This is a genomic window from Sphingomonas endophytica (assembly GCF_014199415.1).
GTDB classification, from domain to species: domain Bacteria; phylum Pseudomonadota; class Alphaproteobacteria; order Sphingomonadales; family Sphingomonadaceae; genus Sphingomonas; species Sphingomonas endophytica.
Genome location: NZ_JACIJN010000003.1, coordinates 122,182 through 145,536, shown reverse-complemented (window position 1 = coordinate 145,536; position 23,355 = coordinate 122,182). Strand labels below are relative to the sequence as shown.

The following is a 23,355-nucleotide window of genomic DNA, read 5'->3' as shown; positions in this document are numbered from 1 at the left end:
CCCGAAGGGTGACTTCTACTTAATGGATGGTTAGGGATGGCTCAATGGCGTTAACTCTTTATTCACCATCGGGCGTGACGACTTAAGTCATTCTTCAAGAGTGGGTTCTACGACCGGAAAGGACATGGCCAGCCTGTACCACCTTGCCCCGCCGTCACCGCCGGACGGCAACGCCGCGCCTCCCGCGCGACAGCAGGGTTGTGTTCTGGCCAAAGTAAGCAACTTCAACGACTTACGTCGCGACATCGGCGTCGGGCCGATGCGTCGGTTGATGCAGTTGCTGGTCGGGCGCGTCGTGGAAGCGGTGCCCGGCGCGGCGGTGGAGCTGGCGGCACGCGACGTGATCGCGGTCGACTTCGCGACGGCGCGACCCGATGCGCTGGCCCATGTCGTCGGGCTTTGCCGCTCCGCCTGCGCCACCTTGATACAGATCGAAGATTTTTCCTGCTTACCCAAAATGGTGGCGTCCGGGGCGATCGCGCCGGTCGGCGGCGATTCGACCCTGCTCGTCGAGCGCGCCGAGGCGGCGCTGGCCGACGCCGAACAGGCGATGGCCGCCCCGCGCGCGAGTTTGCCCGGCGGCGTCGAGGAGCGCGTCGTCGCCGAGGTCGACGGCGCGCTCGATCGCGGCGAGATGGTGCTCCACTATCAGCCCAAGGTGCATATCCGCCGCCAGGCGATCGACTGTGTCGAGGCGCTGGTCCGCTGGCAGCATCCCGAGCGCGGACTGGTGCCGCCCGGCGACTTCATTCCCGCCACCGAGCGCGCGCAGCGCATGGAGCGGTTGACGCTGTGGACGATCGCGCAGGCGATCACCGACCAGCGGACGCTGCGCGCGCAGGGCCATGACCTGCGCATCTTCATCAACATGTCCGGGCACCTGCTCGCCGATGCCGAGTTCGTGCGGCTGGCCTGCGCCGCGATCACCGCCGCGCCCGACGCCCGGCTGGGCTTCGAGGTCACCGAAACCTCGGTGATCCGCGATCCCGACGGCGCGATCGCGCATCTGCGCGAGTTCGACCGGATCGGGGTGCGGATCTCGATCGACGATTATGGCGCCGGCCTGTCGAGCCTCGCCTATCTGAAGCAATTGCCGGCGTGCGAGCTGAAGATCGACAAATTGTTCGTCACGCAGCTCACCAGCTCGAACCGCGATCCGCTGATCGTCCGCTCGACGATCGACCTCGCCCATGCGCTCGACATGGAAGTGGTCGCGGAGGGAGTCGAGACGCAGGCGGCGCTGGCGTTGCTGTCGGTGATGGGCTGCGACATGGCGCAGGGCTATTTCATCAGCCCGCCGCTCGCCCCGGCGCCGCTCGCCGCCTTTCTCGCCGCCGAACAGCACCATCAGGCGACACAGGACGTTCGCGGCTCGTTCACGCGTCGCGCCGCCGGCTGGAAACGCGGATGATCGCACCGGCGCGGATCGCGTTCGGCGCCCTTCTCGCCATCGCGGCGCTCGGGGCCGCGCCCGCGCAGGCCGCACCGGTCGATGTCGCCGCAATCGAGCAGAAAATGGCGAGCGATCCCGAAGCGGCGCTGGCACTGGCGACGGCGGCGCGCGCGCGACTCTCACCGACGGCCCAGCGTTCCGCGCCAGGCGCGACGTTGCTGTGGCTCGCGGGCGAGGCGCAGGTGCGCGTCGGCGATCCACGCGGCGGGCTGCGCACGCTCGACGCAGCGCACGCGGCGGCGGCGCGCGCGCCGGCCCCGGCGCGATTGCTCGCCGACATCACCTTGTCGCAGGGCGGGGCGCTGACCGATGCCGGGCAGATCGCCGACGCGCTGTCGACGCTCCAGCGCGCGCATCGCATGTTCGTGGCGTTGCACGACGGACGCAGCCAGGCGCGCGCGCTGATCCTGATCGCGTTGCTCTATGCCAGCGCGCAGGACCATGCGACCGCGCTGCGCTATTTCGATCAGGTCGAGGGCAGTTACCCCAACGACCCCGGCCTGGCGATGTCGGTCGAGAACGGGCGCGGCAATGCGCTGCTCGCGCTCGGACGCTTCATCGAGGCGCAGCAGGATTTCCGCGAGGCGCTGGCCGCCGCGCGCATTCTGCGCAGCACGCCGGTAATCGCGCAATCGCTCGGCGACCTGTCGCTCGCGCAATTGCGCGGCGGCGACGTGGCGGGCGCGGCGCGCAGCGTGACCGCCGCGCTGGCGGTCGCGCAACGCCCCGATGCCGCGGCGTTCCGCCCGCAATTGCTCGCGGCGGCAGCGGACGTCGCCTTGCACGCCGGCGATCGCGCCCGCGCGCGGCGGCTGGTCGAGGAGCGGTTCGCCGGCGTCGATCTCGCCCACACGATCCTCGCCGACCGCCATGCGCATGACGTCGCCTATCGCACCTTCGTCGCGAACGGTGACGCGGCGGCGGCGCTGCCGCATCTCGCCGCGGTACAGCGGCTCGACGCGCAGGCGACCGAGATCGCGCGCTCGACTAGCGCCGCGCTCGCCGCCGCGCGGTTCGATTACGCCAATCAGGAGCTGCGGATCGCGCGCCTGAAGGCCGCCGGGCTGGCGCGGACGATCGCCTTCCAGCGCGCCACCGCGCGTTCGCAGCGGATGATCCTGTACGGCGTGGCCGGCGCGACCTTGCTGGTGATCGCGCTGCTCGTCACCGGGTTGGCGCTGATCGGCCGCAGCCGCAACCGCGAGCGCGCCGCCAACCGCGATCTCGCCGCCAGCAACGCGCAGCTCGAGAAGCTGTCGCTCGCCAAGACCGAGTTTCTCGCCACCACCAGCCACGAGATCCGCACCCCGCTCAACGGCATCCTCGGCATGACGCAGGTGATGATCGCCGACCGGACGCTCGATCCGCTGGTCCGCGAGCGGCTGAACGTCGTGCATGGCGCGGGCCAGACGATGCGCACGTTGGTCGACGACATCCTCGACATGGCGAAGATCGAGACCGGGCGGCTGACGCTGGAGACCGCGCCGTTCGACCTGCACGCGACGCTCGACGCCGCGGCGCGGCTGTGGCGCGAACCGGCGCTGGCCAAGGGGCTGCGGTTCGAGGTCGACATGGCCGATGCGCCGCACTGGATCAGCGGCGATGCGGCGCGGCTGCGGCAGATCGTGTTCAACCTGTTGTCGAACGCGGTGAAGTTTACCGACGCCGGGCTGGTCGGGCTGCGCGCCACGACGGCGGACGGACGATTGCGGATCGCGGTCACCGACCAGGGCATCGGCATGGACGGCGCGACGCAACGGATCATCTTCGAATCGTTCCGCCAGGCCGACGCCAGCACCACGCGCCGCTTCGGCGGCACCGGGCTGGGGCTGGCGATCTGCCGCAACCTCGCGCGCGCCATGGGCGGTGACGTGACCGTCGCGAGCCGGCCGGGCGAGGGGTCGCAATTCAGCCTCGACCTGCCGCTGATCGTCGCGGAGCCGCCGGCGACGGTCGTCGCGACCGGCGGGTTGCTGATCGTCGAGCGACACCCGATCACCCGCGCGACGCTGCGCGCCCTGTTCGCCGCCGAGCCGGTGGTCGAGTTCTGCACCGCCGACGACGCGGTGGCGCGCGCCGCCGAACTGCGCCCGCGCGGGGTGCTGGTCGACACCGGCACCTATGGCCGCGCGCCCGCCGATCTCGCCGCGCTGGTCGCCGCGGCGCCGGCGGCGCGGGTCGCTTTGCTCGGCCCGCCGCTGTCGGAAAACGAGCGCCGGGAAGTGCGTGGCGCCGGTATCACAAATGTTATCGAAAAGCCTGTTTCCAAACAGGGTCTTGTAGACGCAATAGGTGCGATGCTCGGGCACCCTGTCAGGGACGCCGCGTGAAGGGCATGACCGGTCGCGCATTCGGCGCCGGGGCGTTGGTCAGGAAAGGCGGATCATGGCGGCGATGACGGTGCTGTTCATCGAGGATGACAGAATGAACCGTCGGGTCGTGCGCGACATGCTGGACGTCGCCGACGTCGAGATGGTCGAGGCGGAGAGCGCGGAAATCGGGCTGGAGCTGATCGATACGCATGATTTCGCGATCGCGCTGATCGACCTGCGGATGCCAGGGATGGATGGCATCACCGCGATCGGCCATATCCGCGCGCGCACCGATGCCAAGGCGCGGATGCCGATCATCGTCGTCACCGCCGACACCGCGGTCGACCTGCGCCAGCGCTGCATCGCGGCGGGCGCCAATGACGTGATCTTCAAGCCGGTGGCGATGGACGAATTGTTCGACGCGATGGGCCGGCTGCTCGCCGAGGACGGCGACGCCGCGCTGATGTGAGCCGCGCCTACGCCGTCGGTGGCCGCAGCGCCGCCGCTAGCGATGCGCCGGCACTTCCGCGCCGCGCCGGCTTCGGCTGGTCGGGGGAGGGCGACCAGCCGGTGAGGAAGATCAGGTCGAAGCGCTCGGCGGTCCGCCCGTCCGGCGCGGCGCGCGCGGCGAAGTCGGCAGCGGCACACGCCAGCACGTCACGACGCAGCGGGTGACGCGTCGCGAGCGTGTTGCTCGCCGCCATCCCGCGCAGATCGTCGAGCAACCGCCCGAACGCGCCATAGCGCACCGTCAGCGTCTCGCTGTCCGCGACCGGCAGCGTCAGCCCGGCGCGCACCAGCAGATCGCCCGCCGAGCGCAGGTCGACCTGCGGATGCAACCGCGCGACCGGCCGCTCGCCCTCGGCGTCGCGCAGCACGGCGCGCAGCGTTGACAGGCTGCTCCCGCCGACGAACGCGCCCAGGAACAGTCCGTCGGGACGCAGGGTTCGCCGGATCAGCGTCAGCGCGCCGGGCAGGTCGCCGACGCTGTCGAGCGTCCCCGCGGCCACCACCAGATCGAAGGCGCCGTCGGCGAACGGCAACCGGTCCTCGTCGCCCTGCACCCCGCCGGCCGCGCGCGCGAACGCAAACCCCGGATCGAAGCGCGCCACTCGCGCGCCCACCGGCGGCACGAACGACGCGTCGAAACAGCCGAGGTCGAGCACGTCGGTGAAGTCGCGCTTCACCGCGCCCAGCCGGTCGACGATCCCCTCGATCATCGCGGCGCGCAGGAAATCATGCCCGGCATAGCCGCCGGCGGCGCGGTCGCGGCGGGCGCGACGCGCAGCGCGATCGAAGATGTCGGGAGAGGCCATGATGCGCCCGGCTTGTGCCCGTTCGCGGCGCGCGCCACAAGGCCGGGCGTGTTCGGCCATCTGCTCGATCTGGTCCTGCCGCCGCGCTGCCCCGGCTGCGGCGCGACCGTCGCGGGGCAGGGGCGGTTCTGCGCGCCGTGCTGGTCGCGGCTGCGGCTGCTCGCGCCGCCGTGGTGCGCGGGCTGCAACCTGCCGTTCGCGTTCGATCGCGGCCCGGACGCCCTATGTGGCGCCTGCCTCGCCGACCCGCCCGACCATGCCGGGGTTCGCGCGGCGGTCGCTTATGGCGAGGTGGCGAGGACCGTCGCGCTGCGGCTCAAATATGGCGGGCGACCCTTCTACGCCGCGACGATGGCGGCGCTGATGGTCCGCCACGTGCCGCCGGGGGCGACGTTGCTGGTCCCGGTGCCGCTGCATCGCCGACGGCTCTGGTCGCGCGGCTATAATCAGGCGGGTCTGATCGCGGCCGCGCTGGCGCGCCGCGCGCGGCTGCCAGTCACGATGCACGCGCTGGAGCGTCACCGCGCTACCCCGCCGCTGCGCGACCGCTCCGCGCGCGAGCGCCGCGCGACTGTCGCGGGTGCCTTTCGCGTTACTCCGCATGGTCGCGAAGTAGTGCGCGGCGCGTCGCTGGTGCTGGTCGACGACGTCTACACCAGCGGCGCGACCGCGGCGGCGTGCGTGCAGGTGCTGCGTGCCGCGGGGGCGGCGTCGGTGACGATCCTCGCCTGGGCGCGCGTCATTGAGGGCCCAAGCGATTGACAGCGCGGGTTGCCGCTCACACCTAGGGGCGATGGCACAGGTCGAGATCTACACCAAGGCATTCTGTCCCTATTGCGCGCGCGCGATGAACCTGCTGGCGTCGAAGGACGTCGCGGTCGAGGAGACGGACATCGGCATGAACACCGCCAAGCGCGGCGAGATGATCGAGCGCGCCGGCGGTCGCACCACCGTCCCGCAGATTTTCATCGACGGCACGCACGTCGGCGGCTCCGACGATCTCGCCGCACTGGAGCGCGCGGGCAAGCTCGACGCGCTGCTCGGCCGCTGACGATGCGATGATCGTCTTCGATCTGCGTTGCGCGCGCGACGGCCATGTGTTCGAGGCATGGTTCGCGTCGTCAGCCGCTTACGAAGACCAGCGCGCGCGTGGCCTGCTGGCCTGCCCGTCGTGTGGCGCGGGCGAGATCGACAAGGCGGTGATGGCGCCGAACGTCGCGCCGAAGGGCAATCGCGGCGTCGCGCCCGCCGAGGCGAAGGCGTTGCTCGTGAAGGTTGCGGAGGCGCAGCGCCGCGCGCTGGCCGGCTCGCGCTGGGTCGGCGGCGACTTCGCGGCCGAGGCACGCGCGATGCACGCCGGCGACAAGCCCGATGCGCCGATTCATGGCCAGGCCAGTCTCGCCGAAGCGAAGCAGCTTGCCGACGAGGGCGTTCCGATCGCACCGCTCCCGCTGCCGGTGACGCCGCCGGAGACGGTGAACTGACGCGGTCCGCTTACCGTCGCCATCCCGGCTCACGGTTTCTGCACGGACCTTCCAAGCCGTCATCTCCGTGAAGGGAGGAAGCCAGAACCTCTGACGGTGCGGCCTTGCGAAAGGTTGCGCGTCTGGACCCCCGCCTTCGCGGAGATGACGGGAGACGCCGCGTTAGATCAGCACGCCACCACCCGCTCGTGCAGCAATAGCGCGCCGTCGTCCGCGACCTCGACCGAGAGCGCGCCATAGTCCACCACGCTGCCATGCGCCGTCTCCAGCCGCGCGTGATGCGTCGCGGTAATGACCATCACGTCCGCCCCGGCCGCCTCGCCCGCTGCGATCCCGGCGGGTGCATCTTCCCATATCAGACAGTCGCTGGCCGCCACCCCAAGCCGCTCGGCGGCGAGCAGGAAACAATCGGGGGCGGGCTTGCCGCGCTCGACGTCGTCAGCGGTCACCATCACCGCCGGCGGCACCAGCCCGGCCGCGCGCAGCCGCACCTCCGCCAGCGTGCGCGGCGCCGACGTAACGATCGCCCAGCGATCCGCCGGCAGGGCGCGCGTGAACGCGGCGGCCCCGGCGATCTCGACCACGTCGGCGACATCGTCGATCTCGGCCTGCAACAGCGCTTCGAACTCCGCCTGCGGGTCGACTCCGGGCGGCGCGAAGCGGCGGATCGTCTCGATCGCGCGGACGCCGTGCATCACCGCCATCAGCGCGTCGACGTCGATCGCGTGCCGCTCGGCCCAGGCCGTCCACGCGCGGATCGCCGAGGGAATGCTGTTGATCAGCGTCCCGTCCATGTCGAACAGGAACGCGGCGTAGCGGCGCGTCACGCGCGGTTCGCCGCGGAGAGCACCGCGCGGACGCTGGCGGTGGCGATGTCGCTGTCGATGCCGACTCCCCATACCGTCCGCCCGTCGCCGGTCCGGCATTCCAGATAGGCGACCGCCTGCGCGCCCGCGCCGTGCCCGATCGCGTGCTCGCTATAATCGATCACGTCCAGGTTCGGCCCGGTGCTGTCGGCCAGCGCTGCGATCACCCCCGAGATCAGACCGTTGCCGCGTCCCGACAGCGAGCGTTCCTCGCCGTCGATCGCGACCCGCCCCACGAACATGCGCTCGCCGGATGCGCCGGTTTCCTCATAATCGCGCAGTACGAAGCGGTCGCCGTCGCCGGGCAGATACGCCTGCTCGAACGCGCCCCAAATATCGGCGGCGTTGAGTTCGCGGCTGCTCGCGTCGGCCAGCGCCTGGACGTGGCGGCTGAAGTCGGCCTGCATCCTTTTGGGCAGCTTGAGCCCCTTGTCCTGCTCCAGCACCCAGGCGACACCGCCCTTGCCGCTCTGCGAGTTGACGCGAATGACGGCTTCGTAGCTGCGCCCGAGGTCGGCAGGGTCGATCGGCAGGTACGGCACCTCCCACAACGTGTCGTTGCGCGCGGCCTGCGCGGCAAAGCCCTTCTTGATCGCGTCCTGATGGCTGCCCGAAAAGGCGGTGAACACCAGATCGCCGGCATAGGGCGTGCGCGGATGCACCGGGATGTTCGTCGCATATTCGACCGTCTTCACGATCTCGTCGATGTTCGACACATCGAGCTGCGGGTCGGTCCCTTGCGTGTACATGTTGAGCGCGACCGTTACGAGATCGCAATTGCCGGTCCGCTCGCCATTGCCCAGCAGGCACCCCTCGACGCGATCCGCGCCCGCCATCAGCCCCAGCTCGGCGGCGGCGACCCCGGTGCCGCGATCGTTGTGGGTGTGGAGCGAGATCACCACCGCCTCGCGGTTGGGGATGTTGCGCCCGAACCATTCGATCTGGTCGGCATAGACGTTCGGCGTCGCGCACTCGACCGTCGCCGGCAGGTTCAGGATGATCGGCGCATCGGCGGTCGGACGCAGCACCTCCATCACCGCCGCACACACCTCGACCGAGAAATCCAGCTCCGCGGTCGAGAAGGTTTCCGGCGAATATTCGAACTGCCAGCGGGTGTTCGGGCGCTTCGCCGCTTCGTCGCGCAGCACCTTCGCGCCCTCGACCGCGATGTTCCTCACCTCGTCGCGCGTCATCCCGAACACGATCTTGCGCCACGCCGGGCTGACGGCATTGTAGAGGTGGACGATCGCGGTTTTCGCGCCCTCCAGACTTTCGAAGCTGCGCGCGATCAGGTCGCGGCGCGATTGCGTCAGCACCTGGATCGCGACGTCGTCGGGCACGCGACCGTCGCGCACCAGCCCGCTGATGAAGTCGAACTCGGTGGCACCCGCGCTCGGGAAGCCGACCTCGATCTCCTTCAACCCGACCTTCACCAGCAGGTCGAAGAAGCGCGTCTTCTTCTCGGCGTCCATCGGGTCGATCAGCGCCTGGTTGCCGTCGCGCAGGTCGGTCGACAGCCACCGCGGCGCGCGCGTGATCGCGGTCGACGGCCAGCGCCGGTCGGGCAGGTCGACGGTAGGGAAGGGACGGTATTTCTGGCTCGGGTCGCGCAACATCACGGGCTCTCTTGTGCAGGAGCGTCAGGGAAGGTCGGAACAGCCCTTAGGCGCGTCGCGCGTGCGATGCACGCGTCGGCAGGTCCGCGCCTAAGGGCGCGTAAGTCGCAGGAGCAGGGCCGGGCAGCGCGTCATCGCGGCCGTGCCTAGCGCGCGCACCGCCCCGCTGTCCAGTGCGGCAAACAAGTTGAGGAAAAAGCAAGACTTCCCGGTCATTTGCAGAGGCCACAGGAGTTCGCATGCTACAGATCGTCTACATCAGCACGGCAACGGGCACCGTCGATACCGCGGCGATTCTCACCACCTCGCGTCGCAACAATGCGCGCGATGGCCTGACCGGGCTTCTTTACACCAACGGCAAGCGCTTCCTGCAGGTGCTGGAGGGCGACATCGCAAACGTCGAGCGCGCGCTGGGGCGGATCGATGCCGACCCGCGGCATCGCGCGATGGTGGTGCTGTCGTCGCGTGACGTGAACGCGCGTGAGTTCGGCGGGTGGGCGATGGCCGAACGCGTCGCGGGCGACGATGGCGACGCCTTCGTGGCGCGCGTGCGCGCGTTGGTCGCGCAGGCGTCGCCATCGGTCCGTGCGACCTTCGACGGCTTCGTCCAGCTCCACCGCGCCGCCTGAGATCGGCGCTTGCCGGGCGCTCGGGCCGGCGCAATAACTTTCCCCGGATAACAAGGGGGAGGGCGACGATGCATACGATCATCACGGCCGCGGCGATCGCGATGGCCGCCGCGGCACCGGCAGCGGAGGCCGGCGATTACGGCCCCGCGTTGCGCCGGATGCTTACCGAGACGGCCGGCGGACGCTGTCCCGACGATCTGATGGCCGAGCCGCTGCTCTCGGCCTGCCGCGCGCAGTTGCCGCAGATGCAGCCCGGGCTGAGCGCGCTGGGGACGGTCGGCGATCTGTCGTTCATCAAGGGCGAGGGCGAGGGCGACACGCGCGTCGAGACCTATGCGGTCAAGTTCGCGGGCGGGAAGACCGCGATCTGGAGCATCGGCCATCGCAAAAACGGCAAGTACGGCGCCGCTTACTCGCTGGGCGAGTAAAGCCGGCCCCGCGCGCGGCGGGGCCGGGCGGGTGCTCAGGCGGTGAACGCCGCCTGCACCGTCAGCTTGACGTTGTCGGAAACGACCGGCGCGGCATAGCCGAGCCCGAAGTCGCTGCGCTTGATCGTGCCGGTGCCGGTGAAGCCGAAGTTGACCTTCTTGCTCATCGGGTTGGTGCCCGCGCCGACGAACGTGACGTCCAGCGCGACCGGCTTGGTGACGCCCTTGATCGTCAGATTGCCGTTCAGCGTCGCGCGGTTCGGGCCGCGCGGCGTGACCGAGGTCGAGACGAAGCGCGCGGTCGGGTTCGCGGCGGCGTCGAAGAAGTCGCCCGACTTGAGGTGATTGGCGAACTGCGCCGAGGTGGTCGACAGCTCGTTGATCGCGAAGGTCACCTCGACCTTGGTCGCGGCGGGCTTCTTCGGGTCGATCGTGATCGAGCCGCCTTGCGCGCCGAACTGCCCCTGCAGCATCGAGAAGCCCATGTGGTTGACCTCCCACGTCACCTGCGTGTGCGCGGGGTCGACCTGATAGGTGCCCGCGGCGACGCGCGCCGCCTGCGGCTGGCCGGGCTGCTGCGGAGTGGTCGCAAGCTGCGCGACGGCGGGAACCGCGAGCGTCGTGGCGAGAACGGCGGCGATGATCGGACGCATGTTGTTGATCCTCCTGTTGTGCGGGCGGTTGCACCACAGTTTGGCGTCGTTGCGAAGACGCCACGCGCGAAACGGATCATTTCGCGGCGAGGCCGCTATTCGCCCGCCGGGTCCTGATCCGGATCGGGGCCGCCGGTGGGGATGATGTCGAAGCGGATCCGCACCCACGCGCCGATCAACTCGGTCCCGCCCTTACGCGGCGGGCGGACGAGGAACTGCCATGCCGCCTGCCGCAATCCCCGTCCGATCCCGGAGCCCGGCGTCTCGCCCAGCTCGCGGCAATCCTCGACATGGAAGCGCGGCGCGGTGCGGCACGCCACCATCCCCCAACCGGTCTTGCCGCGCGGCATGTACGGCTGCGTCTCGGCGGGGCGCGGGCGGCGATACCATTCGGCGGCGTACAGCGGCTCGCCGCCCGGCCCCAGCCCGACGGTCTGCGTGTCGTCGCCGCGTCCGCTATCGCCCTTGCCGCTGCCGGACGGGCCGGCAGTGCCCTTGATCGTGCCGATATCCGACGCGGCGTAATCGACATGGTTGAGGATCATCACGCCGGGCAGGTGCAGCGGCTGCTCGGGGAGCGGCGGCGCGGGCACCGGGCGCGGGGTGACGACGCGCGGCGGGGTGATCTCGCTGCGGGTCGGCGCGGCCTGCTGGCGTTCGGCCTTTTGCGTCTCCGACTTCTGCTGCTTGGCGCCCTCGTTGCGGACGTCGAAGCTGACCAGCCGGCGTCCGTCGCCGAAGTCGCCGTGCACCACCCCGCCCATGGTGAGCAGCGCAAGGATGATCGCGATCGCGATGCCGACCGCCAGCAGCACCGACACGATTCGGCTGCCCGTGTCCTGACGGGTCCGGTACGACGAAGCTCGGTACGTCGCCGTCCGCATCTGCGCGCGAGTACAGGAGGCGGTCGCGGGCGGCAATCGGCTTCGCGGTTACAAAGCGGTTAGGTGGGTCGCTGTAAAAGCCCCTCCCTTGAAAGGGAGGGGAGCAGCGCTCCCCGCCCGCCGGCCCGTCGGACCCGGCAGAGCCGTGCCCTCTGGGCCGGCTCTGCCGCGCCGGCCGATCTGGCGCAGTCGAGCGGCAGCGTGGCTGCCGCACGCTGCGCTGCGATCAGTTCTTGTCCTTGTCCACCAGCTTGTTCGCGCCGATCCACGGCATCATCGCGCGCAGCTCCGCACCGGTCTTCTCGATCTGGTGCGCCGCCGCGGCCTTGCGCGCCGCCTTCAGCTCGGGCTGGCCCGCCCGATTGTCGAGCACGAAGTTCTTCACGAAGCGGCCCGACTGGATGTCGGCCAGCACGCGCTTCATTTCCTTCTTCGTCTCGTCGGTGATGATCCGCGGACCCGTGACGATGTCGCCATATTCGGCGGTGTTCGAGATCGAGTAGCGCATGTTCGCGATCCCGCCCTCGTACAGCAGGTCGACGATCAGCTTCGTCTCGTGCAGGCACTCGAAATACGCCATTTCCGGCGCATAACCGGCCTCGACCAAGGTCTCGAACCCGGCCTGGATCAGGTGGGTCACACCGCCGCACAGCACCGCCTGCTCGCCGAACAGGTCGGTCTCGCACTCTTCCTTGAAGTTCGTCTCGATGATCCCGGAACGGCCACCGCCGACGCCCGAGGCATAGGCGAGCGCAACGTCATGCGCGTTGCCGCTCGCGTCCTGATGGATCGCGATCAGGCACGGCACGCCGCCGCCGCGCACGTACTCGCTGCGCACGGTATGGCCCGGCCCCTTGGGCGCGATCATGATGACGTCGATGTCCGCCGGCGGCTCGATCAGCCCGAAGTGGACGTTGAGCCCGTGCGCGAAGGCAAGCGCGCTGCCCGGCTTCATCCGGCCCTTGATGTCGTCCTCATAGATCGCGGCCTGATGCTCGTCGGGCGCGAGGATCATCAGGATATCGGCCCATGCCGCGGCCTCCTTGGTGCTCATCACCTTGAAGCCCGCGCCCTCGGCCTTCTTCGCGGTCGCCGAGCCCTCGCGCAGCGCGATCGCGACCTCGGCGATCCCCGAATCGCGCAGGTTCTGCGCATGGGCGTGGCCCTGCGAGCCATAGCCGACGATGGCGATCTTCTTGCCGGTGATGAGATTCAGATCGGCGTCGCGATCGTAATAGACCTTCATGTTCTTGCTCCTCTTTCGTCACCCCGGCCTTGCGCCGGGGTCCCGCTTCTTCGCTGGCGTGGCAGAGGAAGCGGGACCCCGGATCAAGTCCGGGGTGACGGGTTATGTTGATCCAATAGCGAAGTTTTAGGCCGCGTCCTTGCCGCGCGCGATCGCGACCACGCCGGTGCGCGCGACCTCGATCAGGCCGACCTCGTCCATCAGCTCGACGAACTTGTCGATCTTTTCGATCCCGCCCGTCACCTCGAACACGAAGCTGCTGGTCGTCGCGTCGACCACCCGCGCGCGATAGACCTCGGCGAGCCGCAACGCCTCGATCCGATGGTCGCCGACGCCGCGCACCTTGACCAGCGCCAGCTCGCGTTCGACGTGATCGCCCTCGGCGGTCAGGTCGTGGACGCGGTGGACCGGCACCAGCCGGTCGAGCTGCGCGACGATCTGCTCCAGCGTCGCCGGGCTGGCGCTGGTGACGATCGTGATCCGGCTGACCGCCTTGTCGGCGGTGATCTCGCTGACCGTCAGGCTCTCGATATTATAGCCGCGCGCGGTGAACAGCCCGGCGATCCGGGCGAGGATGCCCGGCTCGTTGTCGACGATCACCGCCAAAGTGTGGCGTTCGGCTTTCTCTTCACGGATGTGCATTTCAGCTCTCACTCCCCTCCCTTGCGAGGGAGGGGTCGGGGGTGGGTGGCGTCTTGGCGGCGTACAGCTGATCGGGGCGCGGGCGGTGCCGTATCACGAGCACGACACCCACCCCCAGCCCCTCCCTTGAAAGGGAGGGGAGCCTCGATCAAACCAGCGCCTTGGCCTCGTCGTCCATCGTCCCGCTGACCTCATTGGCCTGCAGGATCATGTCGGTATGCGCCGCGCCGCTCGGGATCATCGGGAAGCAATTGGCGAGTTTCGCCACCATGCAATCCACCATCACCGGGCCATCATGCGCGAGCATCGCGGCGATCCCGTCCTCAAGCTGATCGGGATGTTCGATCCGGATGCCCTTCCAGCCATAGGCCTCGGCCAGCTTCACGAAATCGGGCAGCGAGTCCGAATAGCTCTCGGCATAGCGGCTCTCATAGGTCAGCTCCTGCCACTGGCGGACCATCCCCATATATTCGTTGTTGAGGATGAACACCTTCACCGGCAGGCGATATTGCGTCGCCGTCGCCAGCTCCTGGATGTTCATCTGGATCGACGCCTCGCCCGCGATATCGATCACCAGCGCATTCGGATTGCCGAGCTGCGCGCCGATCGCGGCGGGCAGGCCATAGCCCATCGTGCCGAGCCCGCCACTCGTCAGCCACTTGTTCGGCAGGTCGAACCCGAAATGCTGCGCGGCCCACATCTGGTGCTGGCCGACCTCGGTGGTGATGATCGGCTGGCGGTGATGCGTGGCGTCGTACAGGGCGCGGACCGCGCGCTGCGGCATGATCTCGCCGTTCATCGAATTCGGACCGTTCTCGGGGAAGTCGAGGCATTTGCGCGCCCGCCAGCCCTCGATCCGCCGCAACCACTCGGCAATGTCGGGTTTCGGATGCTGGCGCGCCTTCCAGACGTGGATCATGTCCTGCATCGCGTGGCCGGCATCGGCGACGATCGGAAGGTCGATCCGCACCGTCTTGTTGATGCTCGACCGGTCGATGTCGATATGCACCTTGCGACTGTTGGGCGAGAAGGCGTCGAGCCGCCCGGTCACCCGATCGTCGAAGCGCGAGCCGATCGCGACGACCAGATCGGCCTGGTTCATCGCCATGTTCGCTTCATAGGTGCCGTGCATCCCCAGCATCCCGAGCCATTGCGGCCCGCTCGCGGGATAGGCGCCCAGCCCCATCAACGTCGAGGTCACCGGCGCGCCGGTGATCCTGACCAGCTCCTGCAGCAATTGCGAGGCCGCCGGCCCCGAGTTGATGACTCCGCCACCGGTATAGAGCACCGGGCGCTCCGCCGCCGCCAGCATATCGACGACCTGCTCGATCGCGGCGCGATCGGCCTTGAGCTGCGGGCGATAGGTCTTGTGCTGGATCGGGCCGGGCTTGGCATAGCCGGCGGTCGCGACCTGCACGTCCTTGGGGATGTCGACCACGACCGGGCCGGGGCGGCCCGAGGTCGCGATATGAAACGCCTCATGGATCACCGCGCCGAGCCGCGCCGGGTCCTTCACGAGATAATTGTGCTTCGAGCAATGACGCGTGATGCCGACGGTATCGGCTTCCTGGAACGCGTCCGAGCCGATCAACGCGGTCGGGACCTGCCCGGTGATGACCACCATCGGGATCGAATCGAGCAACGCGTCGGTGATCCCGGTGACCGCATTGGTCGCACCGGGGCCGGAGGTGACGAGCACGACGCCCGGCTTGCCGGTCGAGCGCGCATAGCCTTCCGCGGCATGGGTGGCGGCCTGTTCGTGACGCACGAGGATGTGCCGGATCTTCCCACCTTTCTCGACGGAATTCCGGAACAAGGCGTCGTAGATCGGCAGGACGGCACCGCCCGGATAGCCGAACACGACCTCCACGCCGAGATCGCACAGCGCCTCGACCAGGATGTCTGCTCCGCTCTTCTCGGTCACGTCACGTCTCCTCAAGAAAGGAAAGGGCGGGTGTCTTACTCCGCCGGGCAGGGGCGCGCTACGGCATAGAAAGTTACGCGTCAACCGCTTTTCGAGAAATATAATTGCAAATTTGGCGCGGCGCAGCATTGCCATTCAGTGGGTAACTGATTGCGAAACCACGTATATTGCCGCTTGGCATAGCGCCGTGTCGCGAGCTGCGCGGCCGTCAGCGCATCGTCGCGTGACCGCTCGCCCGAGAGCATGGCGACGATTTCCGGCACCCCGATCGCGCGCCGCACGGGCGCGTCGGCGGGGATGTCGGCCCGCGCGAGCAGCGCGGCGACCTCCTCGACTCCGCCCATGGCGAACATCTCCGCCAGCCGCGCGTCGCAGCGTGCCATCAGCGTCTCGCGGTCGGGCAGCAGCACGAGCCCGCGCACGTCGAACATGTGGCCGATCCCGCCGCTTCGGTCGGCTTGCCACGCCGCCAGCGTCCGCCCGGTCGACCGCACCACCTCCAGCGCGCGGGCGACCCGCGTCGTATCGCGCGCATTGAGCCGCGCCGCCGCTTCCGGGTCTTCCCGCGACAGCGTCGCATGGGCCTCGGCGACCGGCATCGCCCGCACTGCCGCGCGGACCGCGGCGTCGATCTCCGGCACCGGCGCGATTCCGTCGAGCAGGGTGCGCAGGTACAGCCCGGTCCCGCCGGCCAGCACCGGCACGCCGCCCGCGGCATGAACGCGCCGCACCTCCGCCGCGGCATCAGCCGCCCAGCGCGCCGCCGAACACGCCTCCACGCCATCGACATAACCGAACAGCCGATGCGGTACGCGCGCTTCGTCGGCGGGGGAAGGGCGTGCCGACAGCACGCGCAGGTCGCGATACACCTGGCTGGCGTCGGCGTTGATGACCGTCCCGCCGACCTCCTCCGCCAGCTCGATCGCCAGCGCGCTCTTGCCGCTGGCGGTCGGCCCTGCGATGAGCGCCAGCCTTGGCTTTGCGGGGTTAGGCATGTTCACGGCGACGCTGATAGCAGCAGGGCGGCTGACGCCCAACATCATGGCCGAGGCGCACGATCGCCTCGCCGCGGCGGGCTGCGCGCCGACGACCATGGCGTGGATCGACGAGGGCGACGCCGCCGACTGGCACTTAGAGCTGGCGCCCGCCGAGGCGCGCGTCGCGCTGGAGGGCGCGTTCGAGCGCGTCGACGTGGTCGTCCAGCCCCGCGACGGTCGCCGCAAGATGCTGCTCGTCGCGGACATGGATTCGACGATGATCACCGTCGAGTGCATCGACGAACTCGCCGACTATGCCGGGCTCAAGCCGAAGATCGCCGCAATCACCGAGGCGGCGATGCGCGGCGAGCTGGACTTCGAGGCCGCGCTCGACGCGCGCGTCGCGTTGCTCAAGGGGCTCGACGCCGCGGTTATCGACACCTGCCGCGCCGAGCGCGTGCAATTGATGCCCGGTGCGCGCGCGCTGGTCAGGACGATGCGCGCGTGGGGGGCAAGCGCGGTGCTGGTGTCCGGCGGGTTCACGCGCTTCGCCGAGCCGGTCGCCGCCGAGATCGGTTTCGACCGCGCGATCGCCAACGTGCTCGAGATCGACGGCGCGACCTTGTCGGGGACGGTCGCGCGCCCGATCGTCGGCGCCGCCACCAAGCGCGAGACGCTGCTGGAGACGCGCGCCGCGCTCGGGCTGGCGGACGCGGCGACGCTGGCGGTCGGCGACGGGGCGAATGATCTGGCGATGATCGAGATCGCGGGGCTGGGCGTCGCTTACCACGCCAAGCCGATCGTCGCCGCGGCGGCGGCGGCGCGGATCGAACACGGCGATCTCACCGCGTTGCTCTGGGCTCAGGGCGTCCCGCGCGCTGAATGGGCAAGTATCTGACCGAACGGCATTAACGCTTCCTCCACCATCCGTGTGCGATGCAGTCACCCGGATCAAACGGGGACATCGGCAGCCGACATGCGCGTACTCGCGGTGGCATCGCAAAAGGGCGGCTCGGGCAAGACGACGCTGGCCGGGCATCTCGCGGTGCAGGCGGAGCGCGCCGGCCTCGGGCCGGTTGCGCTGCTCGATCTCGACCCGCAGGGCACGCTCGCGCCATGGGCGGCCGCGCGCACCGCGCCATCCCCGTCGTTCGCCGCCTCGGGCGTCACCCGGCTCGGGCCGGACCTCGATGGCTTGCGCGAGAAAGGCGTGCGGCTGGTATTGATCGACACCCCGCCCGCGCTGACCGTCGCGATCCAGGCCGCGATCCACCTTGCCGAGCTGATCGTCGTGCCGACGCGGCCCAGCCCGCACGATCTCCACGCGGTCGGCGGGACCGTCGAGCTATGCGAACGCTCGGGGAAGCCGCTGCTGTTCGTCGTCAACGCCGCGACCGCGGGCGCCCCGATCACCGCGGACACCGCCATGGCCTTGTCGCAGCACGGCACCGTCGCCGCGATCACCGTCCACCAGCGCACCGAATATGCCACCGCGATGGCCGATGGCCGCACCGTGCTGGAAACCGACCCGGACGGCCCGGCCGCCGGGGAGATCGTGGCGCTGTGGAGCCACGTCTCCGACCGGCTCGAAAAGAATTTCCGCCGCACCGTCTTCACGACCAGCACGCCCGGCGGCGGCTATGGCGCGGTGCGCGCGACCGCGCACAGCTTCGGCCGGCGGGTGCTGACCTGATGAAGGTTGGCCCGTCCCGCCTCGCCACGATCGTCGCCGCCGCGCTGTCGCTGGCCGGGTGCAGCGTCTGGCATTTCGATTTCGGCCGCGCGCACGTCGTCGCCGATGCCGGCGCGGCCGATGTCGCCGCCGCCGAGCGCGCGCTCCGGCATCGCCACTGGCCGGAAGCGGTCGCGCGCGCGGAACAGGCAGTGACGCGCGACGGCAGCGACGGCGCGCGCCGCGCGCTGCTCGGCACCGCCTATTTGCGCGCCGGCCGCTTCCGCTCGGCAGCGCAGGCGTTCGATGACGCGCTCGCGCTGCGGCAGGCCGACGGCGCGACCGCGCTCCACCTCGTGCTCGCGCAGATCGCGAGCGGGCAGCATGACGCCGCGCAGGCGACGCTGTCGCGCTATGCCGCGCTGATCCCCGCCGCCGACCGCGGGCTGGCGCTGGCGCTCGCCGGCGCGCCGGGGCAGGGCGTCGAGGTGCTGATGGCGGCGATGCGCGTCCCCGGCGTCGATGCGCGCACCCGGCAGAATCTGGCGCTCGCGCTCGCGCTGGCCGGCGAATGGCCCGACGCGTTCTTCCTCGTCGGGCTCGACCTTCCGCCGGCCAAGGCGCGCGAGCGGATCCTCGGCTGGATGCGCTTCGCCCGCCCGCACGGGGCCGCGGATCAGGTCGCCGCGCTGCTCAAGATCACCCCCGCGATCGACCCCGGCCAGCCCGAGGCGCTGGCGCTCCACCGCGCCGATTCTGTGACGGTGGCGGCATACTGACATCTCCGTCGTCCCGGACTTGATCCGGGACCCGGCTTCTTTCTTCTGACGCGCCGCAAAGCGGGACCCCGGATCAAGTCCGGGGTGACGGAGTGAAAGGAGCGCGCGGTCGCTCACCCCGCGATCGCGCGGCCGCCCTTCCACATCGCGACGACGCGACCCTGCACCGGCAGCCCGTCGAACGGCGTATTGCCCGCCTTGCCCGGCAGCCGGTCGGCGTCGATCTGCCACGGTGCGCTCTCGTCGATCAGGATCACGTCGCCGGGCATCCCCGCCGCCAGCGTTCCCGTCTCCAGCCCGAGCAGCGCCGCCGGGCCGGTGGCGAGCAGCGCGAACAGCCGCGGCAGCGTCACCCGCCCGTCGCGCGCCAGCCCCAGCGCGAGCGGTAGCAGCGTCGCCGCATCCGCCGCGCCCGCGCTGGCGTCCGCGAACGGCAGCCGCTTTTCCTCCGGCCCGCGCGGATCATGCCCCGAACACAGAAGGTCGATCGTCCCGTCCGCCAGCGCCGCCAGCGCCGCCTTGCGGTCGTCCTCGCTGCGCAGCGGCGGCGAGAGATGCGCGAAGGTGCGGAAATCGCTCATCGCATTGTCGCTGAGCAGCAGATACGCCGGGGTGACGCCGCACGTCACCCGCACCCCGCGCGCCTTGGCCGCGCGCACCAGGGCGAACCCCGCCGCGGTGGTGACGCAGCGCAGGTGCAGCCGCGCGCCCGTCTCTTCCGCCAGCATCAGGTCGCGCGCGATCGCCAGCGGCTCGGCGAGCGCCGGGGCGGACGGGAGCCCGAGCCGCGTCGCGGTCTCGCCCTCGGTCGCCACCGCGCCCGCCGCCAGCCCGCCGTCCTCGGCGTGGGTGACGACCACCACGTCGAGGTCGCGCGCATACATCAGCACGCGGTGCATCACCCCCGAATCGGCGATCCAGCCGCGCCCGGTCCCGACCGCGCGCGCCCCCGCCGACAGGCAGATCGCCATTTCGGCAAGATCGGCCCCCGCCAGCCCGCGCGTCGCCGCCGCGATCGGATGGATCCACAGATCGGGCCGCCCGATCAGCGCGAGTCGCTGCACCGCGCCCGGCTCGTCGAGCACCGGCACCTGGTCGGGCATCGGCGCGACCCGCACCACGCCCCCGGCGCGCGCCGCCGCGCGGTCGATCCGCGCCACGCCGACGTCGATGATGCCGGGCGCGAGCAATTTGCCGCGACAGTCGACGCGCTCGGCATGGCTCGGCGCCTCGCCCGAAACGATCGTGCCGTCGACGATCAGCAACTCGCCGTCGCGCTCGCCGCCCGCCGGGCAGACCAGCCGCGCATTGGTCAGGTGCAGCGCCTGCGTCATGCCCAGCCCTCCACCTTGCGCGCACGCCGTGTCAGCACGTCCAGACACGCCATCCGCACCGCCACGCCCATCTGCACCTGCTCCGTGATCGCCGATTGCTCGACATGGTCGGCGACCGCCGAATCGATCTCCACCCCGCGGTTCATCGGTCCCGGGTGCATGACCAGCGCCCCCGGCGCGCGATCGTTGAGCCGCTCCAGCGTCAGCCCGTAGCGCAGATGATATTCGCGCGTTGAGGGGACATAGCCGCCCGCCATCCGCTCGGTCTGCAACCGCAGCATCATCACCACGTCCGCGCCCTCGATCGCCTTATCGAAATCGGTGAAGGCGGTGACGCCGAACCGCTCGATCGCCGGCGGCATCAAGGTCGAGGGCGCGCAGACACGTACCTCGGCAGCCAGCGCGGTCAGCGCGAGGATGTTCGAGCGCGCCACGCGGCTGTGCAGCAGGTCGCCGCAGATCACGACCCGCTTGTTGGCGATCCCGCCGAGCCGCCGCCGGATCGTCAGCGCATCGAGCAGCGCCTGTGTCGGATGCTCGTGCCGCCCATCACCGGCGTTGAGCACCGGGCAATCGACCTTGTCCGCGATCAGCCGCACCGCGCCGGACGACATGTGCCGGATCACGATCACGTCGGCGCGCATCGCGTTCAACGTCATCGCGGTATCGATCAGCGTCTCGCCCTTCTTCACGCTCGACTGCGCGGCGTGCATGTTGACGACATCCGCGCCCAGCCGCTTGCCCGCGATCTCGAAGCTCAGCAACGTGCGCGTGCTGTTCTCGAAAAAAGCGTTGATCTGCGTGAAGCCCGCCAGCCGCTGGTCGGGCGCGGCGCGGATGCGGTTCGCCTCGACCCAGGTTTCGGCCTCGTCGAGCAGGAAGGTGATTTCATGGGGCTCCAGGCCCTCGATCCCGGTCAGATGGCGGTGCGGAAACACCGCGCCTCCGGGGATCAGCGTGGCGGGGCGGTGGTCCGACTGGTTCATCGAAGCCGCTGCCTAATGGCGGAGCGGGGAGGGGGCAAGTCGGGTGTGGGGTCGGGCCGGGTCGCCACTCGTCATCCCTCCTATCGTCGCCCCGGACTTGATCCGAGGCCCCGCTTCTACGTTGCGACCGAGCTAAGAAGCGGGATGCCGGATCAAGTCCGGGAGGACGGCATGTTGCGGGAAGCGCCCACCTTACCACCTGCCTCTTTCCGTCATCCCGGCGGAGGCGGGGATCCAGACGCGCAGGTCTTCGAGAGGGCCGAGGCGTCATAGGTTCTGGATTCCCGCCTTCGCGGGAATGACGGGGGCGAAAGAATCAGGCCACCGCCACCAGCGCGTCGATTGCCGCCTGCAGGATATGCGCCGCGGCATGATTGTCGATCCGCTCGGCCCGCTTGGCGCGGCTGAAGTCCTGCTCGATCAGCGCGCGCTCCGCCGCGACCGTCGACCAGCGCTCGTCCCACAGCAGGATCGGCAGCCCTGTGTCGCGACAGTTGCGCGCGAACGCCCGCGTCGACTGGCTGCGCGGGCTCTCGGTGCCGTCGAGATTGAGCGGCAGCCCGATCACCCAGCCGCGCACCTGCTGCGCCTGCGACAGCGCGACCAGTGCCGCCTTGTCGGTCGTGAACTTCGTCCGCCGGATCAGCTGCGCCGGGCTCGCGAAACTCCATCCGGCGTCGCACAGCGCCGTCCCAACCGTCTTGGTCCCGACGTCCAGCCCAAGCAACCGCCCGCCCTCGGGCAATAACGCGCGGAACGCCGCCGACCCGGTGACGATCATCGAAACCCCCGTCATTGCGAGCGCAGCGAAGCAATCCAGGGCGTCCTGGTCCAACCCTGGATTGCTTCGCTGCGCTCGCAATGACGGAGCAGGTCGACGCCATCGGACGCCAGAGCATTTACCGAGTGCATGGCTCTACCAACCCCGTTCCTGCTCGGCCTGTCGAAGCTCGTGTCCCGGCACACGCCCTTCGACAAGCTCAGCGCGAACGGAGTTGGAAGGTCACACGTCACGCGTCATCACCGCGCCGCGAGCCGCCGCGCCGCATCGGCGCGGACGTTCGCCCAGAACAGGCTGTAATCGTAAACGTGGTAGTTGTTGCCGGGCAGCGTGTACGGGCCGACATCCGGCGGCGACCCGATCAGCAACAGCCCGCGCCCGCCGCAATGCGCGCCGATCCGCCCCGGCTCAATCCGCGCCTCGCTCATCGCCGCATTGGGGAACAGCGTCCCCAGGTTGGCGGACGGCGGCGCGGCGGCGTTCGGCGTGCCGGTCAGCGGGTTGGTGCACAGCATCTGCGTGCCGCGCCGGGGCTTGCCGTCGAACCCGGTCGAGCGATCGTAATTGTCGAGGATCAGCGACGGATCGGCGGGCTCGGCGAAGGTCTGCCACGACAGCACGCAGCCGCGCTGGTCGGCGCGTTCGCACGCCGGCAACCCCAGCGCGGGCAAGTCGTTGCTGACCGACACCGGCCAGCCGACGACATAGGCCGCGACGATCCGCTTCGCGAGCGGCGTGCCGGCGACCCGGTCCTTGAGAAGATGCGTCAGGTGCAGCCCGCCCTGGCTGTGCCCGGCGAGGATGATCGGGCGCGTCGGCCCGGCCTCGGCCAGAAACGCGTCGAACGCGGCGAGGATGTCGCCATAGGCCAGCGCCAGCGCCTGTTCGGCGGCGCGCTGGTCGGTCAGGAACGCGCCGAACGTCGCCTGACGATAGCGCGGCGCCCAGATCTCGCCCGCCTCGTTGAACGCGCTCGCCTGCCCGCGCAGGAACAGGGCCGCGCGGTTGTTGGCCTCCGGGTCGGTCAGCGGCGCATTCCAGTGCGCGCGGTTGAGGTAGGAGGTCGGATGGATGAAGAACACCGCCGCGCCGCCGGGGGCTTTGCGCGGCGAATAGCCGGGCGGCGTCCACAAGGCCGGATTGCCCGCCAGCGCCGGTCGCGCCAGCCACATCGAATCAGGCGCATAATCCTTTGCGGTCAGGCGGTTCTGGTCACGAAACGACTCGCCCGGCACCATCGCCATCCGCATCATCCCGACGCCCCACAGGCGGTAGGCAAAGGCAGCCGCGGTCGCCAGCACGATCAGCGCGACGACGACATAGAGGAATTTGCGGACCAAATGTGCGACACCATTGTGCGGTGCAGCAAAATC

General features: G+C 69.9%; 24 protein-coding genes. 11 read left to right on the top strand and 13 right to left on the bottom strand.

Features of this window, described 5'->3' with window-relative positions; translation table 11 throughout:
* Positions 1-124: 124 nt before the first annotated feature.
* From FHS97_RS05990 to FHS97_RS05980, 3 genes are all read left to right on the top strand, one after another.
* Positions 125-1,411: an EAL domain-containing protein gene (locus FHS97_RS05990; RefSeq protein WP_246346499.1), complete on the top strand. Its 1,287-nt coding sequence runs from the start codon at positions 125-127 to the stop codon at positions 1,409-1,411.
* Positions 1,408-3,783 carry an ATP-binding protein gene (locus FHS97_RS05985; RefSeq protein WP_184034540.1) on the top strand — a complete coding sequence of 792 codons (2,376 nt, stop codon included), beginning with the start codon at positions 1,408-1,410 and terminating at the stop codon, positions 3,781-3,783. The genes FHS97_RS05990 and FHS97_RS05985 overlap by 4 nt, the downstream gene beginning before the upstream one ends.
* Before the next feature lie 64 nt (positions 3,784-3,847).
* A complete protein-coding gene (locus FHS97_RS05980) occupies positions 3,848-4,234 on the top strand; it encodes a response regulator (RefSeq protein ID WP_184035044.1) in 387 nt (128 codons plus the stop codon).
* Positions 4,235-4,241: 7 nt separating this feature from the next.
* Here the strand turns inward: FHS97_RS05980 and FHS97_RS05975 are convergent, their stop codons facing one another.
* A complete protein-coding gene (locus tag FHS97_RS05975; RefSeq protein WP_184034537.1) occupies positions 4,242-5,081 on the bottom strand; it encodes a class I SAM-dependent methyltransferase in 840 nt (279 codons plus the stop codon).
* Between the two features lie 48 nt (positions 5,082-5,129).
* Between FHS97_RS05975 and FHS97_RS05970 the strand changes: the two genes are divergently transcribed.
* From FHS97_RS05970 to FHS97_RS05960, 3 genes are read left to right on the top strand one after another with little or no spacing between them, the layout of a single operon-like run.
* A complete protein-coding gene (locus FHS97_RS05970; RefSeq protein WP_184034534.1) occupies positions 5,130-5,843 on the top strand; it encodes a double zinc ribbon domain-containing protein in 714 nt (237 codons plus the stop codon).
* 31 nt (positions 5,844-5,874) lie between these two features.
* On the top strand, positions 5,875-6,132 hold the full coding sequence (gene grxC, locus FHS97_RS05965; RefSeq protein ID WP_184034531.1) for a glutaredoxin 3: 258 nt from the start codon (positions 5,875-5,877) through the stop codon (positions 6,130-6,132).
* 7 nt (positions 6,133-6,139) lie between these two features.
* On the top strand, positions 6,140-6,565 hold the full coding sequence (locus FHS97_RS05960) for a DUF1178 family protein (RefSeq protein ID WP_184034528.1): 426 nt from the start codon (positions 6,140-6,142) through the stop codon (positions 6,563-6,565).
* Positions 6,566-6,732: 167 nt separating this feature from the next.
* On the opposite strand, the gene FHS97_RS05955 is transcribed toward FHS97_RS05960, so the two are convergent.
* Entirely contained in the window at positions 6,733-7,392 is a 660-nt protein-coding gene (locus FHS97_RS05955) for an HAD-IA family hydrolase (RefSeq protein ID WP_343053384.1), read from the bottom strand.
* Positions 7,389-9,047, bottom strand: coding sequence for a 2-isopropylmalate synthase (gene leuA / locus FHS97_RS05950; RefSeq protein WP_184034522.1), 1,659 nt, complete (start codon positions 9,045-9,047; stop codon positions 7,389-7,391). Before leuA ends, FHS97_RS05955 begins: the two co-directional genes overlap by 4 nt.
* 239 nt (positions 9,048-9,286) lie before the next feature.
* Here leuA and FHS97_RS05945 point away from each other — a divergent pair, with 239 nt between their 5' ends.
* Positions 9,287-9,676 carry a BLUF domain-containing protein gene (locus FHS97_RS05945; RefSeq protein ID WP_184034519.1) on the top strand — a complete coding sequence of 130 codons (390 nt, stop codon included), beginning with the start codon at positions 9,287-9,289 and terminating at the stop codon, positions 9,674-9,676.
* A gap of 68 nt (positions 9,677-9,744) precedes the next feature.
* Complete coding sequence (locus tag FHS97_RS05940) at positions 9,745-10,104, top strand: hypothetical protein (protein ID WP_184034516.1); 360 nt, start codon at positions 9,745-9,747, stop codon at positions 10,102-10,104.
* A 35-nt stretch (positions 10,105-10,139) separates the two neighbouring features.
* Here FHS97_RS05940 and FHS97_RS05935 read toward each other — a convergent pair whose 3' ends face one another.
* The 6 genes from FHS97_RS05935 to miaA form a co-directional block, all read right to left on the bottom strand.
* The gene (locus FHS97_RS05935) at positions 10,140-10,757 is read right to left on the bottom strand and encodes a YceI family protein (RefSeq protein WP_184034513.1); all 618 of its coding nucleotides are present in this window, start codon (positions 10,755-10,757) and stop codon (positions 10,140-10,142) included.
* A 95-nt stretch (positions 10,758-10,852) separates the two neighbouring features.
* The gene (locus FHS97_RS05930) at positions 10,853-11,578 is read right to left on the bottom strand and encodes a hypothetical protein (RefSeq protein ID WP_221233156.1); all 726 of its coding nucleotides are present in this window, start codon (positions 11,576-11,578) and stop codon (positions 10,853-10,855) included.
* A gap of 289 nt (positions 11,579-11,867) precedes the next feature.
* Positions 11,868-12,887, bottom strand: coding sequence for a ketol-acid reductoisomerase (gene ilvC, locus FHS97_RS05925; RefSeq protein WP_184034510.1), 1,020 nt, complete (start codon positions 12,885-12,887; stop codon positions 11,868-11,870).
* Positions 12,888-13,013: 126 nt separating this feature from the next.
* Positions 13,014-13,529, bottom strand: a complete 516-nt coding sequence (gene ilvN / locus FHS97_RS05920) for an acetolactate synthase small subunit (protein ID WP_184034507.1) — start codon at positions 13,527-13,529, stop codon at positions 13,014-13,016.
* A gap of 148 nt (positions 13,530-13,677) precedes the next feature.
* A complete protein-coding gene (gene ilvB, locus FHS97_RS05915; protein WP_311770250.1) occupies positions 13,678-15,453 on the bottom strand; it encodes a biosynthetic-type acetolactate synthase large subunit in 1,776 nt (591 codons plus the stop codon).
* 80 nt (positions 15,454-15,533) lie between these two features.
* Positions 15,534-16,448, bottom strand: coding sequence for a tRNA (adenosine(37)-N6)-dimethylallyltransferase MiaA (gene miaA, locus FHS97_RS05910; protein ID WP_184034492.1), 915 nt, complete (start codon positions 16,446-16,448; stop codon positions 15,534-15,536).
* On the opposite strand from miaA, the gene serB reads away from it, so the two are divergent.
* From serB to FHS97_RS05895, 3 genes are all read left to right on the top strand, one after another.
* A complete protein-coding gene (gene serB, locus FHS97_RS05905) occupies positions 16,447-17,328 on the top strand; it encodes a phosphoserine phosphatase SerB (protein ID WP_184034489.1) in 882 nt (293 codons plus the stop codon). The genes miaA and serB overlap by 2 nt on opposite strands.
* 78 nt (positions 17,329-17,406) lie before the next feature.
* A complete protein-coding gene (locus FHS97_RS05900; RefSeq protein WP_184034486.1) occupies positions 17,407-18,123 on the top strand; it encodes a ParA family protein in 717 nt (238 codons plus the stop codon).
* Positions 18,123-18,881: a tetratricopeptide repeat protein gene (locus tag FHS97_RS05895; RefSeq protein WP_184034483.1), complete on the top strand. Its 759-nt coding sequence runs from the start codon at positions 18,123-18,125 to the stop codon at positions 18,879-18,881. Before FHS97_RS05900 ends, FHS97_RS05895 begins: the two co-directional genes overlap by 1 nt.
* Positions 18,882-18,994: 113 nt before the next feature.
* On the opposite strand, the gene FHS97_RS05890 is transcribed toward FHS97_RS05895, so the two are convergent.
* From FHS97_RS05890 to FHS97_RS05875, 4 genes are all read right to left on the bottom strand, one after another.
* Entirely contained in the window at positions 18,995-20,215 is a 1,221-nt protein-coding gene (locus FHS97_RS05890) for a dihydroorotase (RefSeq protein WP_184034473.1), read from the bottom strand.
* Positions 20,212-21,201, bottom strand: coding sequence for an aspartate carbamoyltransferase catalytic subunit (locus FHS97_RS05885; protein WP_184034470.1), 990 nt, complete (start codon positions 21,199-21,201; stop codon positions 20,212-20,214). Before FHS97_RS05885 ends, FHS97_RS05890 begins: the two co-directional genes overlap by 4 nt.
* Positions 21,202-21,517: 316 nt before the next feature.
* Positions 21,518-21,982 carry a Holliday junction resolvase RuvX gene (gene ruvX / locus FHS97_RS05880; protein WP_184035036.1) on the bottom strand — a complete coding sequence of 155 codons (465 nt, stop codon included), beginning with the start codon at positions 21,980-21,982 and terminating at the stop codon, positions 21,518-21,520.
* 239 nt (positions 21,983-22,221) lie between these two features.
* Positions 22,222-23,322, bottom strand: a complete 1,101-nt coding sequence (locus FHS97_RS05875) for a DUF3089 domain-containing protein (protein WP_184034467.1) — start codon at positions 23,320-23,322, stop codon at positions 22,222-22,224.
* Positions 23,323-23,355 lie beyond the last annotated feature (33 nt).